The sequence below is a fragment of the Rothia sp. HMSC036D11 genome (genome assembly GCF_001814205.1).
In the GTDB taxonomy this organism is placed as follows: domain Bacteria; phylum Actinomycetota; class Actinomycetes; order Actinomycetales; family Micrococcaceae; genus Rothia; species Rothia dentocariosa.
Genome location: NZ_KV815312.1, coordinates 165166 through 178439 on the forward strand (window position 1 = coordinate 165166; position 13274 = coordinate 178439).

13 protein-coding genes and 2 pseudogenes are annotated in these 13274 nt (G+C 51.9%); 10 read left to right on the forward strand and 5 right to left on the reverse strand.

Annotation, left to right across the window (positions count from 1 at the left end; all coding sequences use genetic code 11):
• Window positions 1-75: 75 nt before the first annotated feature.
• Window positions 76-1320 (forward strand): MFS transporter, encoded by a 1245-nt coding sequence (locus HMPREF2958_RS08015; RefSeq protein ID WP_070697597.1) that lies wholly within the window; start codon window positions 76-78, stop codon window positions 1318-1320.
• A gap of 27 nt (window positions 1321-1347) precedes the next feature.
• On the forward strand, window positions 1348-2433 hold the full coding sequence (locus tag HMPREF2958_RS08020; protein ID WP_070697598.1) for a 4-hydroxy-3-methylbut-2-enyl diphosphate reductase: 1086 nt from the start codon (window positions 1348-1350) through the stop codon (window positions 2431-2433).
• A 114-nt stretch (window positions 2434-2547) separates the two neighbouring features.
• Here the strand turns inward: HMPREF2958_RS08020 and HMPREF2958_RS08025 are convergent, their stop codons facing one another.
• The 4 genes from HMPREF2958_RS08025 to HMPREF2958_RS08040 form a co-directional block, all read right to left on the reverse strand.
• Window positions 2548-3180 carry a response regulator transcription factor gene (locus HMPREF2958_RS08025; protein ID WP_070660781.1) on the reverse strand — a complete coding sequence of 211 codons (633 nt, stop codon included), beginning with the start codon at window positions 3178-3180 and terminating at the stop codon, window positions 2548-2550.
• Window positions 3173-4399 (reverse strand): sensor histidine kinase, encoded by a 1227-nt coding sequence (locus HMPREF2958_RS08030; protein WP_070697599.1) that lies wholly within the window; start codon window positions 4397-4399, stop codon window positions 3173-3175. Before HMPREF2958_RS08030 ends, HMPREF2958_RS08025 begins: the two co-directional genes overlap by 8 nt.
• A 111-nt stretch (window positions 4400-4510) precedes the next feature.
• Complete coding sequence (locus HMPREF2958_RS08035) at window positions 4511-5272, reverse strand: ABC transporter permease (RefSeq protein ID WP_070697600.1); 762 nt, start codon at window positions 5270-5272, stop codon at window positions 4511-4513.
• A gap of 2 nt (window positions 5273-5274) precedes the next feature.
• Window positions 5275-6210 carry an ABC transporter ATP-binding protein gene (locus HMPREF2958_RS08040; protein WP_070697601.1) on the reverse strand — a complete coding sequence of 312 codons (936 nt, stop codon included), beginning with the start codon at window positions 6208-6210 and terminating at the stop codon, window positions 5275-5277.
• 332 nt (window positions 6211-6542) lie between these two features.
• Here HMPREF2958_RS08040 and ychF point away from each other — a divergent pair, with 332 nt between their 5' ends.
• The 7 genes and pseudogenes from ychF (at window position 6543) to HMPREF2958_RS08065 (ending at window position 11423) form a co-directional block, all read left to right on the forward strand.
• Window positions 6543-7628 (forward strand): redox-regulated ATPase YchF, encoded by a 1086-nt coding sequence (ychF, locus tag HMPREF2958_RS08045; protein ID WP_013397539.1) that lies wholly within the window; start codon window positions 6543-6545, stop codon window positions 7626-7628.
• A 12-nt stretch (window positions 7629-7640) separates the two neighbouring features.
• Window positions 7641-8234 (forward strand): SLATT domain-containing protein, encoded by a 594-nt coding sequence (locus HMPREF2958_RS08050; RefSeq protein ID WP_141755802.1) that lies wholly within the window; start codon window positions 7641-7643, stop codon window positions 8232-8234.
• 2 nt (window positions 8235-8236) lie between these two features.
• On the forward strand, window positions 8237-9196 hold the full coding sequence (locus HMPREF2958_RS08055) for an SMODS domain-containing nucleotidyltransferase (protein WP_210400888.1): 960 nt from the start codon (window positions 8237-8239) through the stop codon (window positions 9194-9196).
• Window positions 9197-9208: 12 nt separating this feature from the next.
• A pseudogene (locus tag HMPREF2958_RS11075) lies at window positions 9209-9529 on the forward strand (nucleotidyltransferase); the annotation flags it as partial.
• Between the two features lie 432 nt (window positions 9530-9961).
• Window positions 9962-10360, forward strand: a pseudogene (locus HMPREF2958_RS11170) (chromosome condensation regulator); the annotation flags it as partial.
• 54 nt (window positions 10361-10414) lie between these two features.
• Window positions 10415-10639, forward strand: a complete 225-nt coding sequence (locus HMPREF2958_RS11175) for a hypothetical protein (protein WP_246826582.1) — start codon at window positions 10415-10417, stop codon at window positions 10637-10639.
• 58 nt (window positions 10640-10697) lie between these two features.
• A complete protein-coding gene (locus HMPREF2958_RS08065; protein ID WP_070697603.1) occupies window positions 10698-11423 on the forward strand; it encodes a type 1 glutamine amidotransferase domain-containing protein in 726 nt (241 codons plus the stop codon).
• Between the two features lie 112 nt (window positions 11424-11535).
• On the opposite strand, the gene HMPREF2958_RS08070 is transcribed toward HMPREF2958_RS08065, so the two are convergent.
• Window positions 11536-11748 (reverse strand): TOBE domain-containing protein, encoded by a 213-nt coding sequence (locus HMPREF2958_RS08070; protein ID WP_070660758.1) that lies wholly within the window; start codon window positions 11746-11748, stop codon window positions 11536-11538.
• A 389-nt stretch (window positions 11749-12137) separates the two neighbouring features.
• On the opposite strand from HMPREF2958_RS08070, the gene HMPREF2958_RS08075 reads away from it, so the two are divergent.
• Entirely contained in the window at window positions 12138-12896 is a 759-nt protein-coding gene (locus HMPREF2958_RS08075) for a protein RtoA (Ratio-A) (RefSeq protein ID WP_246828084.1), read from the forward strand.
• Window positions 12897-13274: the final 378 nt, after the last annotated feature.

A 13274-nucleotide genomic window follows, 5' to 3' on the forward strand; every position in this document is an offset into this window, starting at 1 on the left:
TACTCTTCACGTCACAGTTTCCGCTGAGGGCACACTCATTCAACCTTTTCTGCCGAACCCGGTAATCTGTAACCTATGGGTGCACATGACGACCCCCAACCCCACGAACCCAAGCGTACGATTAAACTTGAGGTTCCAGAGGACTCACCAGACACCACCCGCGTATTGCCCGAACCTCCGCGCGATGACTACCGGGTTATCTCCAGCGAACCGCATGATCTTGAGGGCGCGGATGAAACCACCACGCTCTTATCTGCCCCCGAGATAAACCAGCAGACGCGAGTGCTCAACGAGTCCTCGGACGTGCCGCGCCCGCACAGCGAAACCCCGGAACCGACGGGTGCCCCCGTGGCGAACCTGACGAATCAGAAACCGCAGCGGCACGTACTGGAGCCCACCAGCGTCTCAAAGCTGCGGTACGCTCTGGCGATTCTTGCTGCATCCTTGAGTATTCTGTGCGCGCTAGCGGGTTCGGTTGCCAGCTGGGTCAATCAAAACCTCATCAGCCAATCCGGGTTCAACCAGCTCAGCACCCAGCTGGTGGAAGACCAAGACTTTCAAAAACGAATTGCCGATGCCGCCGTCATCGATGTTATGAACTCTGATGCGGTCAAACGAGTCTTCCCCGAATCCGGCAATAACTTTCTCACACAGATTCTGAGCACAAGCCGCGGCGAGGTGAAAAAACGCCTGAGCGAGAATGCACAGAGGCTCACTGGAACCTCCGAATACCGCACCATGTGGCGGCAGGTTGCGGCGGATACGCACACCTACAACCTGGCGCATCCTGACGACCCCGCAGCACTCGACATCAGCGCCTTCTACCGTGAGCTTGATGCGCGTGTGGGCAGCATCGGCATATACGACCCCGATATTTCATCCTGGGGAAAACACCTGATACCTATTGACCGTGACGGAAACCCCGTGCAGCATGCGGTGCAGCGGGCGCAGTGGGTTGGAAGTATGTCCGGAGCACTGATCGCAGCAAGTATTATCGGTCTAGTGATCGCCCTGATTCTGCTTCCGCGCGGACGCTTTGTACTTCTGACCTGTACGTTCTTGATTCTTGCGGCGGGCTTGTGGATTCTGAGTGCGGTCATGGCGCAGCAAACCCCGCAGACACTTGGGCTCAGTACCGACAGCACGGTGGGAACTGTTTTCTTGGACGGCCTAGTCAATACGGCGCGCCCCATGCTGACAGGTCATCTCAATTCGCTCGCAAGTTACAGTGCATGGGCAGCCGTGGTCTCGCTTTTGGGCGGTATTCTTGCCAAACTCATTGCGCTCACTGCGAGCGGCACCACAGTACGCACACACTAGAGGAACAAACAACGTAGGATAGTAGTCATGTCCACTGAAACCATTTCCCTCGGTCTGCCGCCGCTGCCGCGCACCCGCCGAAGCCGCGCCGATATTGAGGCTGCAACCCCCGTCACGAGTGCCAAAAAGGTACTGCTGGCCACCCCACGCGGGTACTGCGCTGGCGTTGATCGTGCCGTGATCGCCGTTGAAAAGGCTCTCGAACACTACGGTGCCCCGGTGTACGTGCGCAAACAGATTGTGCACAACCGTCATGTGGTGGAAACCCTCGAACAGCAGGGTGCTATTTTTGTGGATGAAGTGGACGAAGTGCCCGAAGGGTCCGTGACCGTATTTTCGGCGCATGGAGTTTCTCCAGCGGTTGTATCTGCCGCAGGGGACAGGCAGCTGAACACGATTGATGCGACCTGCCCGCTGGTGAATAAAGTGCACCGTGAGGCTGTTCGTTTCGCAAAACAGGACTACGATATTCTGCTCATCGGGCATACCGGGCATGAAGAAGTAGAAGGTACCGCCGGTGAAGCACCCGAACATATTCAGATTGTGAATTCGCCTGACGAAGTGGATTCGGTTACCGTGCGCGACCCAGAGAAGGTCGTGTGGATTTCACAGACTACCCTCTCCGTGGACGAAACCCTAGAAACCGTGGCGCGGCTGCGCGAACGGTTCCCCTCCCTTCAAGACCCGCCCTCAGACGATATTTGCTACGCAACCTCAAACCGTCAGGGCGCTATCAAGGAGATCGCCCCGCAGTCAGATTTGGTGATCGTGGTCGGGTCTGCGAACTCTTCAAACTCTGTGCGGCTCAAAGAAGTCGCGCTTGAGTACGGTGCCAAGCGTGCCGAACGTGTGGACTTCGCGCATCAGGTGGACGAATCCTGGTTTGAAGGTGTGGCGACCGTAGGGCTAACTTCTGGTGCATCGGTGCCCGAGGTGCTGGTGCAAGAGGTGCTGACGCTACTGGCTGAATACGGGTACGAGAACATCGAAGAGGTAGAAACCGCGAAGGAAGACATTCTCTTCTCCCTGCCCAAAGAGCTGCGTGCCGCCCTGAAAAATGACGAAAACACGGGCCGCCAGCTGGGAGGCCGCGGGGCAAAACCCACGCGATAGTTCGCGCCTTACACGAACTTACGATTCCGGGAGCGTTTTCTTCATTCGGGAGCAGTTAAACTGCTCCCGAATGAAGAAAACGCTCCCGGATTAGCGGTACAACCGCAGGAAGCCCTAAAGCCAACCGTTATCGGCGGCTATACGTATCGCCTCCTGCCGGTTCGAGGCGTTAAGCTTCGCCATCGCAGAAGACAGATGGTTGCGCACCGTACCGGGGGAGAGGAACAGCTGCTCACCAATAGCGCGCGCCGTAGCGCCATGACCGGCAACCCGCAGAATCTCGGTTTCGCGCTCGGTCAGTGGAGACTCCCCATACGCCAAAGACTCTGCCGCAAGCGCCGGATCCACCACATGCATACCCGCATGAACACGCCGAATGCCTTCCGCAAGCTGGGATGCGCTCGTATCCTTCACCATAAACCCGCTCGCCCCGGCGGCGAGAGCACGCCGCAAGTACCCCGGTCTGCCGAAGGTCGTCACAATGAGTGAACGCACCGGCTCGCCGGTAAGCGTCACCAGTTTCGCATCCCGAATCGCGGCCGCCACATCAATACCGCTGGAAAGCTCAGAACCGGGCATTTCGATATCGAGAAGCACCACATCCGGGTGATACCGGTTGATCGCCGGAATAACCTCATCGCCGCCACCAACCTGCGCGACCACCTCAATATCGTGCTCAAGCCCCAACAGCGCGGCCAGCGCCTCACGCACAAGCTGCTGGTCATCGGCGAGCATAATCTTAATCATCTGTATCTCCCGAAGGCTCAATCTCGGCGGTATTACCGTCCATACTAACCCGAACCCGCGTACCCCGAACGTCCACCGCCCCAGAACCGGCAGGATGCGCCCGCAGCCAGTGCACCGGAGCATCCTCAATAACGAGGGTTCCGCCCGCAGACTCCACGCGGCTCTTCATGCCCTTAGTGCCGCTTCCAGCAGCGTACTCGGCAGGAATACCCACCCCATTATCAAGAATTTCAAGCCCGGTATTACTCAACCGCACCTCACAGAAACCGGCATGTGAGTGTCGCACAATATTTGTCACAGCCTCACGCAGCACCCACGAAAAAAGCGAAGAATTCACCCCAACCACTGAGAGAGCATGTTTCGCATCGGGCAATTTAGCGGTGATCGACGCCGTCTGCAAGGCACGCGCCGACGCCTGAATTTCGCCCGAAAAGTCCGGGATGCGCAGCCGCGTGACCGTCGAACGAACCTCCGCCAGCGAAGACCGAGAAAGCTGGGCGATAGCTTCAAGCTCCGCATCGGCACGATCAGGGTCAGCATGCAGAAGTCTACGCGCCAAATCGGCCTTAAGCGTGATCACGGTCAGAGAATGCCCGAGCACGTCATGTACATCGCGGGCGATGCGCTCGCGCTCGCTGACCATATCAAGCTTGGCCTGGGTTTTGTCGGCGTTTTTACTCAGCTGGATCAGATAGGAGAACGCCATAATCCCGATCATGGGGGCGCCCAGTGACAAGGTGAGGCGGGATTTATCCGCGAAATTGATAGGGATTCCGTCAGAGAACATGTAAATTATCCAGAAAACTGCCGCAATGACGAAGGCACCGCGAATTCGCGCGCTGTAGGGAATGTCCTCGGCGAAAGTCCACAGTGCCACAAAGTAGATGGTGAACCCGATGAGTACATCTGCTGGTGGAATAGCGGCTATCAGCATTACGCCACATACGGGCACGAGGAGAAGGACCGTCCAAAGAAGCAGCCGCCTGAAATATGATGACACTGGAAGAAGCCAAGGAACCGTATACGCGGCAATATCTGTGATCGAAAAAAGAACCAGGCAGATAATGACGTACACGTGCTTCCACACCGGAGCGTTAGGCTCTAGAAGGCCGTCATAGATATACGCCAAAAATACGAGCCAGGGTGCGGAGAACCCCAGGCTAATCCAGTCGATAGTGCGGTTTTCAGGTGTTTTATTGCGGGGTTTTAGCGGTGTCATATGCTCCTCCTGGACTCTAGTATAAAGACGACTTCGTGTAGCGCAGAGGGCGCATCCGGCGGTGTGAATACCGGATGCGCCCAAAACCTAGCAGCCGTTGTCGCGAAAGACCTAGCGCCGCGTGGTTCGCCGCATAAGGAGCATGGTTGCCAGAATGAACAGAGCGCCCCAGGCTGCGAAGCTAACAACGCCGTACCAGAGCGGTTCGGTCACATTCCACTCAGCGCCGCTGCCGTTGATAATCGTGAGCCCTTGGGTGAAGGGATAGCGAGAGATCTCGGCGGCGCCGTACAGCGGAGTGAAACGGGCGTAGGGCATAAGGTCTTTGGTGAGCGGGGCGAAGAGCGTGCCGAAGAACGAGAACACCACCAGAACGCCGTTGGCAATACCTACTGCGCTTTCGCTGGGTACCAGAAGCCCGATGGCTAGCCCGAAGAACCCGAAGACCATAGCGCATAGTATGCTGAGCGCGGCGCAGGCGATCTGCTGATTCAGCGGCATATCGATTCCGGTAAGGCGGGCAGCAATGTTCACTGCTATGACGGGTACCGCCGCCATAACGAACGCCACACAGCATTTGGAGAACAGGTATTTACCGGTATTCATAGGGGTGAGGGCTAGCTGCCTGCCCCATCCGGCCACGTTTTCGACCACGGTCAGGCCGCTGACCGATACGGTGCTGCTGATAGCGCCGTAGAGTGCCATGCCAATCATGACATAGGCGGAGGCGTTACCGTCTGCGACTTTGACCTTTGCGTAGTCCTGCAGGGCCCCGAAGAGCATGTAGAGCCCCACAGGCAGGATGATCGTGTAAAACACGGAAGACGGCGACAATACCGACCGGCGAATTTCGTAGAGCGTGTAACGTAGCATGTCTAGGACTCCTTTGTGGCGCTAGATGCGGCTGATTCGGTGTCTGAGGTGAGGAGCATGAAGGATTCGTCCATGGAGGGCTTCACGATTTCAAGGTCACTCACAACCTGTGTGTTGAGCAGAAGCCGCACGAAATCTTCGGCATCCGAGACGTTCAGCCGGTGGCGGTATTTGCCGTTTTCCTGGGTAATTTCGACCTGCTGATGCGGTAGATCGTCAAAGGTGAGGGGCGCATCCGCCAGGAAGCTCACGTGCCGGTATCCGGTAAGGTCACGGATTTCTTCGGACGTACCATCGGCAATAATGGCGCCGTCGCGCATGAGCACAATGCGCTGTGCGAAGTTCTGAGCCTCTTCCAGGTAGTGGGTTGCGAAGATAATGGTTTTACCGGTTTCGGCGAGCTTATCCATGCGTTCCCAGAAGGTGCGGCGGGCGGTAACATCCATGCCGGTGGTGGGCTCATCCAGAATGAGGATATTAGGGTCATGCATGGTGGCGATAGCAAACCGGATGCGCTGCTGCTGCCCGCCGGAGCATTTGCCGACCTTACGATGCGCCAGCTCGGTCAGGTCTGCGCTGGCAAGCACCTTATCAATGTCGATGCGGGCGGGATAGAGCGTGGCGAGCATTTCGAGGGTTTGCCGCACGGTCAGGTCTTTGAGGAGTCCACCGGTTTGCAGAACGGCCCCAATATCGCCGCGCTGCACCGCCTTTTTAGGGGATATACCTTGTACGGTGAGGGTTCCTCGCGCCGGCTCGGTCAGCCCCAGAATCATATCAATGAGAGTGGTTTTGCCCGCCCCGTTGGGGCCGAGCAGGGCTATGATTTCGCCCTTGCTGATGGTGAGGTCGAGATTATCGACGGCAGTGAGGGTGCCGCCTGGAACCCGGAAAACCTGGGTCAGATTCTCTGCCTGAATAACTGTTGTCGTGTTCATACCTCTAGTACACCAGCTTGTACCGGGTGCTATAAGTGCGTGCTGTCATGACATACCCATGACAGGTGTCATGGTTTTTTTGGATGCGCCGCCTCGGCGGTGTTCTATTTTGCGAGTTATTGTGTATTTTGCGGTTATTTAAGTCGCCCAATACAACATAAACCCCAAAATAGCGGGGGAGGGCGGGTGTGTATTCGGCGGGGAAGGAACCCGAACCTCACCCTTCGGCGCAGAGTAACCGCCTGCGCGGTAGAATGTTAATTGTCTGTGCCTGCGCCTGGTATCACTCGGGGTTGTGGGCGAATTATCGTCGTCATTATGAAGGATTTTCTGTGGCTCTGACTATCGGCATTGTCGGTCTTCCTAACGTGGGCAAGTCCACCCTGTTCAACGCGCTCACCCGCAACACGGTGTTGGCGGCTAACTACCCGTTCGCTACGATTGAGCCGAATATTGGTGTGGTGAACCTGCCGGATGCCCGCCTGAACCGGCTCGCCGAGATTTTCGGGTCTGAGCGTATTCTGCCCGCAACCGTCTCGTTCGTTGATATTGCGGGTATTGTGAAGGGCGCCTCTGAGGGTGAGGGGTTGGGGAATAAGTTCCTGGCTAATATTCGTGAGGCGCACGCGATCGCGCAGGTGGTGCGCGCGTTTGATGACCCGGACGTGATTCATGTGGACGGTAAGGTTGACCCTGCCTCTGATATGGAGACCATTAATACCGAGCTGATTCTGGCGGATTTGCAGACTTTGGAGAACGCGATTCCGCGCCTTGAGAAGGCCGTGAAGATTAAGAAGGGCGACGCCGCCCAGCTGGAGACTTACAAGCAGGCGCAGCAGATTCTTGAGGACGGGAACACGATTTTCTCGCGTGCGGCTGCTGAGAAGCTTGAGATGGCGCATTTGAAGGAGCTAAACCTACTGACTGCTAAGCCTTTCATCTATGTGTTTAATGCGGATGAGGGTGTGCTCGCTTCTGAGGAGAAGCAGGCGGAACTGCGTGAGCTGGTGGCCCCGGCGGAGGCTGTTTTCTTGGACGCGAAACTTGAGGCTGACATGGTGGAGCTTTCCGAGGAGGAAGCTCGCGAGATGCTGGAGATGAGCGGTCAGGACGAATCTGGGCTGGATAAGTTGGCTCGCGTGGGCTTCTCAACCCTGGGTCTGCAGACTTATTTGACGGCTGGCCCGAAGGAATCGCGAGCCTGGACGATCTATAAGGGCGACACCGCACCACAGGCGGCGGGCGTGATCCACTCCGATTTTGAGCGCGGCTTCATCAAAGCTGAGGTTGTTTCCTTCGATGACCTGGATGCGGCAGGCTCCATGAACGAAGCAAAAGCCCGCGGCAAAGTCCGCATGGAAGGCAAAGACTACATCATGGCTGATGGTGATGTGGTTGAGTTTAGGTTTAATGTGTAGGGATGGAATATATTGCAAGAAGAAAATATAGATTCTAGCAATAACCCATATTTATTGGCTCAAGTACGGGAAGCCTACGGGCGTGTAGTTTATAGTCATAAGACACATGAGAAGCAAGCAGATATATCTTTTGTGAAACATCGTCGGTTGCAATGGGCATTTATCGTGCTCACAGCAGTCAGTTCTGGGACCTTTTTGATTACACTAATGGGATTGATGTTTGACAATAAGGCAACAAGTCTTGCAACATCCTTCATTGCGCTTTTAGTTACAGTAATGAGTTTGGTTACTAAGAATCTCAACTTCGGAGAAGAATTTAAGGTACATCGAGATATTGCTTCCAAACTTTGGGATGTTCGGGAATCATATTTATCATTGATAAGCGATATTATGTCTGGAGAGATAGATTATTCGCAAGCTCAAGAATGTCGTAATAGTTTACAGAAAGCTGCTCAAGATATATATCATGAAGCCCCTAGAACAAGTCGAAAAGCATTTTTGAGGGCGCAGAAAGGCTTGAAATATAATGAAGAGATGACATTTACTGATAATGAAATAGACCTTTTCCTTCCTAGAAAACTAAGAATTACTGAAAGTGATGTGTGATCGTGGATAACTATAATATTTTTAATAGTCTGCTAGAAAATCTTAAAGTTGGTGAAACAGCGGATATGATTTCCTTTCGCCGTGATGAAATAACAAAGGCTTTAAATAAAAAATTTCGTAACAAAGATGACTGCGTTGATTATAAACTGATGGTGGGGTCTTTTGGTAGACATACAGCAATTAAAGGGGTATCTGACCTTGATATGGTATATATCCTTCCTCCTAAAATCCGGTCTAAATACAGTGACGTACAAGGACCTCGTAGGATTCTGTCGCAAGTCAGAGATATCTTAAAATCTCGGTACCCTAATACTGATATCCATGTTGATCAGTGCGTCGTATGTGTAAAATTTATTAAGAATAAATTTAAATTTGAAATTCAACCGGTCTTCGAGAATAAAGATGGCAGCTTCGAATACCCAGATACAAAATCAGAAAAATGGAAAATTACTAAGCCACGGGAGGAGATTGAAGCGACAAAAGAGTGTAATGATAGAACGTCAAACAATATGCGTTATCTTGCGAGGATGGTGCGTGCATGGAAAAATACCTATGGTGTAAATATGGGAGGGTTGGTTATAGATACTTTGGTCTATAACTTTCTCTCTCAAACTAATGATTATAGTTCTGCGGGTATAGAATATTTCCCTGAAATGGTACGCGATTTTTTTAAATTTCTTAAAGATGAGCCTAATAAAGATTTTTACCTTGCGTTAGGAAGTAAACAGCACGTGTATGTAAAAGGCGACTTCCACATCAAGGCTGAAAAAGCATATAATATATGCCTCCAAGCTATAGAGGATAAAAATATTTCTGTTACTTGCAAAAAATGGCGTAAGATATTTGGAACATATGTCTCATTAGGTGATGTTGAAGAATCTAAGCAGTATAACAATACTGAACAGTTTATTGAAAATATACATCCTATGAATATTTCCGGGTCAATAAAAATTGACTGTTAGGTTACTCAGAAAGGATGGCGACCCTCTCGTCTCCGAGATATGCTATTGAATCGTATACCTCTAAAAGCAAACAAAAAGTTGGAATTTCATGTTATTGAATGTACTGTAAATTCTCCATACACTTTAAAGTGGAAGATTTTAAATCGTGGCGAAGAAGCAGAGCGGCGAGATATGGTTCGTGGTCAGATTATTGAATCTAGTAGAGAAAACTTGCATGTGGAATATTCTAATTTTAGGGGCAATCATATTGTGGAATGCTACGTTATTAAAGACGGATTTGTTGTTGCCCGTGATTATATAGATGTTCCTATTGATAATACGGTTTCTGGATAATATATAGGGAATAATATTTCGTTTCGATATGTAAGTGGAAACCTAGAGGGTTGTTATCTGGGTTGCTCCTAGAGTCAGAAATTCACCCCCCCGTGTATCACCGAAAATACTCTGAGGTAGGAGCTGAGGAGTCTGCGGTATGTGTGGGAGAATATTTACTAATACTTGAATTGGGGATTACATGCTCAATGACAACCCGGTGGTGGTTGAGATATTTATCTTAGTTCCTTGCCCTTGGTGATAAAATTGAATGGTCAGGTTTAACGTAATAGAGTTGTTTGCGTGATCCATCATTTAATCGCTGTAGGTGGACGGCATACTGTTGGTTTACAGGCTGATGGTACGGTGGTCGCCGTTGGCGCGAGTACCGCTGGCGAATGTAGAACGTCGACATGGCAAAACATTGTCGACGTTGCTGCCGGGAGCGTTCATGTGGCCCGCAATACAGGAAAATCACACACCTTAGGACTCGCTAATGATGGAACTGTTCAAGCCTGCGGATGGAACAACCATGGACAATGTGACGTGCAAAAGTGGCGGAATATAGTTGGGGTCGCCGCGGGATGGCGTTTTAGCGTAGGTTTGCGTAGAAATGGAACTGTCGTTACAGCTGGTCGGCTTGCGTATGGTGAGCTATCTACTTGGCATAACATAACTGAAATTACATGTGGTGATTGGCATGTTGTAGCCCGGCTCTCAGATGGAACTGCCCGCGCTGCGGGAAATAACACATATGATCAATGCGAAGTCCACAATTGGAGTGGAATTACGTCTGTTGCGGCTGGATATCTGCACACCATTGGTCTTACAGAGGACGGTACGGTCTGTGCGACCGGGCATCCGGAATTCTGGAGTGGCAGCGAGCGGTGGACAGAGATCACTGCCGTGGCTGCTGGCAGTTACCACTGCGTTGGTCTCACAGCGAATGGCTCCGTTGTTGCAGCAGGAAGTTCTGAATTTGGACAGTGCAATGTCTATGACTGGAAAGATATTGTGGCTGTGGCGGCAGGTGGTGCATTCACTGTGGGACTGCGTGCTGATGGTTCGGTTGTTGCTGTTGGCGATAATAGTAATGGTCAACTTAATACCGCGGGCTGGTGTCTTTTTTAAAGGTTGTTGACCCGTCGGCCCACGATATACATGCGCACACCCCAGCTAATATAGGCTTATGGCTAAAAGAATCTTGCACATCGTGACGAACGTGGGGCAGTACGATAATGGTGACCCGACGGGGCTGTGGCTTTCTGGGCTGACAACCGCTTGGGATAGGTTTGAGCAGAAGGGGTTCGAGCAGGACATCGCCAGTCCACGCGGGGGAGACGTCCCCTTAGACCCTCGATCGCTGAAATTCCCTTTTCGCAATGAAAGCGCAAAATCCTGGCTGAATAACCCGGAATGCATTGCGCTCCTGAAAAACACTCCTCCCATCCGGTCCATAGACCCGAACACTTACGATGCTATATGCCTGGCCGGTGGGCACGGCGCCATGTTTGACTTCACACATAACTCCGAACTGCACAACCTCATCGCCAACACATACGAGCGGGGCGCGATTGTCGCATCCGTGGGGCACGGGTACTGTGGGCTTCTCAACGTGCGCCTGAGCGACGGAAGCTATCTGGTGAACGGTAAAATACTGACCGGTCCCTCCTGGTGGGAAGAGAAGCTCGCTTTAGTGTCTCAGAAGGTGCCCTTCAATGCTGAAGAACTAGCCAAAGAACGCGGGGCAGAGTATATTCGCTGGAAGAGGCCTTACAGGGGCTCAGCGGCAGCGACTAATGGACTGGTTACGGGGCATAACAATTCCTCATCAGGTAATCTTGTTGCTTCTTCTGTGTGTGAAGAACTCGATCGGCTCGACTCTCTGAAGGCTAAAGGCTCGGAGCCTCTGTAACTAGTTTTAACGTGCTCGATCCCGGTACGGTTATCGCAAACCACACCGGGATCGAGCTTTGCTTCTTTCGTGTTGCCCGGTGCCGGAAGCGCCCGGGCGCCCAAGGAGAGGATTAGTCCTCAACACCAACCATGACGTTGGATGCCTTGATAATAGCGGTAGCGGGCTTGCCAACCTGCAGCCCAAGCTCCTCAATAGCGGCGTTGGTAATCGAGGAAGAAACAATCAGACCGGGAGCGATCTCAATCTTTACAATGCCGTTGGTAGCGCCTTCGGTAATCTCAACAATGGTGCCAGTGAGCTGGTTGCGGGCAGAAAGCTTCATGCTCGGTTCCTTCCATAGTAAACGAATATCCCCTACATGTTACATGTCTTAGTTTTTGCGAGCATCTTCCTATGCGGGTATTAACTCTCAAACCCCAGGGCTTACGCTAATTCCTGCGATGCGAAGCCAGGGTAATACCTAGATAGACCTGACTCAAGCATATATAGTTCATATATAAAATATTCAATATTTCTTATTGTAAGAAGTTTGGAGAAAGAGTTATTTTAATTTTATAATACATATCTATTCTTTATTATGTAATATATCCACTTATTTACACCCTGTTATAAAAAATATTTGCAAAATCTGGAAAATTCCTGACAATACACATGGGCTTATGCGACGGTTAAAACACCAGTTGATATTTATCAGGAGAAAGGATGCGAATTATGACTACCACGAAGGTACCTGTATATGTATCCCTGGCTGTTGCTGGCATTATGGCTTTGAGCGCCTGTGGTTCAAATAGCTCTAATGATGCTTCGAATTCTTCCCCATCGTCTTCATCATCAACAACAGCCTCCAAGACGGCTAGCGCCGGTGGAGCTGGCACGGTGAGCAACGGTGGTGGAAACTCCGGTTCAGGCGCTAACGGCGGCGCAGCAAATTCTGGTGCTGAAGGCGGCACTGGGGCGGATCAAAACTCCGGCACTGGCGCACAGAGTGGCAGTGTAACCGGCGCCGATGCCAACGGTGGAGCACAAGCGAACCAGGGCGCTGAAGCCCAAGGTGGTGCCCAGCAGCAACAGGCCGATCCTGGAGGGGCGAATGCTGCGAATGATGAACACAATGTCACGAAAAACCCCAACGCATTGACCCCTGGCGAATACGTAATCCACCGCGAAGCTTCCTGGGACTACGTTGATACCACGGGTTCTCGGTATCATGTCGACGGCGACGGTGGCTGGACGAGCGTTGGGGAAGACGGTACCAGTACCGTTGCGGCGGATGGTTCTTGGACTAAGAACTATGCCGACGGGCACACGGTAGCCCGGGTAGAGGCTGACGGAACCTACCGGGTTACCTATAACGGTCAGCTTTCCCCCGAGATGCCCAGCAATGCTGTCCCGGTGTCTCCGGGAAAACTCCCCGACCCGAAGGCGGTCCCGGCAGTAAATCCGGTACAGCCCACTAAGCCGGGCATGTAATAACCAGCAGGGACACTTTCGCAAAGTGATTCGCGCGAAACGGGTGCGCATCCTCAATACCTGAGGATGCGCATCCTATTGTGTGCACAGCGTACACACCCGCTGAATTTTTTTTGGGGAGGGGGGGCTAACGTCGTCGCGGGTTATGGGTTGGGGGAGAATGTTAAAAATTCTATACCGGTGGAAGCCACCGTCTTGGAAATATGTGAGACAGTATAAATTTATGATTTTTCAAAATATTAATAATCGTTAGTTGATTCGTTCATAAATAAAATTTAGTTTAGGTATATAAGCTAATTCAATTTCTTTAATGTGTAATACACGGGTGTAATGCATTTTGTGGTAAAAATATTTGCAAAATCTGGAAAATTCCTGACA

Coding starts and splice junctions, on each gene's coding strand:
- HMPREF2958_RS08015 (WP_070697597.1), top strand. CDS start 76: ATGGGTGCACATGACGACCCCCAACCCCACGAACCCAAGCGTACGATT.
- HMPREF2958_RS08020 (WP_070697598.1), top strand. CDS start 1,348: ATGTCCACTGAAACCATTTCCCTCGGTCTGCCGCCGCTGCCGCGCACC.
- HMPREF2958_RS08025 (WP_070660781.1), bottom strand. CDS start 3,180: ATGATTAAGATTATGCTCGCCGATGACCAGCAGCTTGTGCGTGAGGCG.
- HMPREF2958_RS08030 (WP_070697599.1), bottom strand. CDS start 4,399: ATGACACCGCTAAAACCCCGCAATAAAACACCTGAAAACCGCACTATC.
- HMPREF2958_RS08035 (WP_070697600.1), bottom strand. CDS start 5,272: ATGCTACGTTACACGCTCTACGAAATTCGCCGGTCGGTATTGTCGCCG.
- HMPREF2958_RS08040 (WP_070697601.1), bottom strand. CDS start 6,210: ATGAACACGACAACAGTTATTCAGGCAGAGAATCTGACCCAGGTTTTC.
- HMPREF2958_RS08065 (WP_070697603.1), top strand. CDS start 10,698: ATGGCTAAAAGAATCTTGCACATCGTGACGAACGTGGGGCAGTACGAT.
- HMPREF2958_RS08070 (WP_070660758.1), bottom strand. CDS start 11,748: ATGAAGCTTTCTGCCCGCAACCAGCTCACTGGCACCATTGTTGAGATT.
- HMPREF2958_RS08075 (WP_246828084.1), top strand. CDS start 12,138: ATGACTACCACGAAGGTACCTGTATATGTATCCCTGGCTGTTGCTGGC.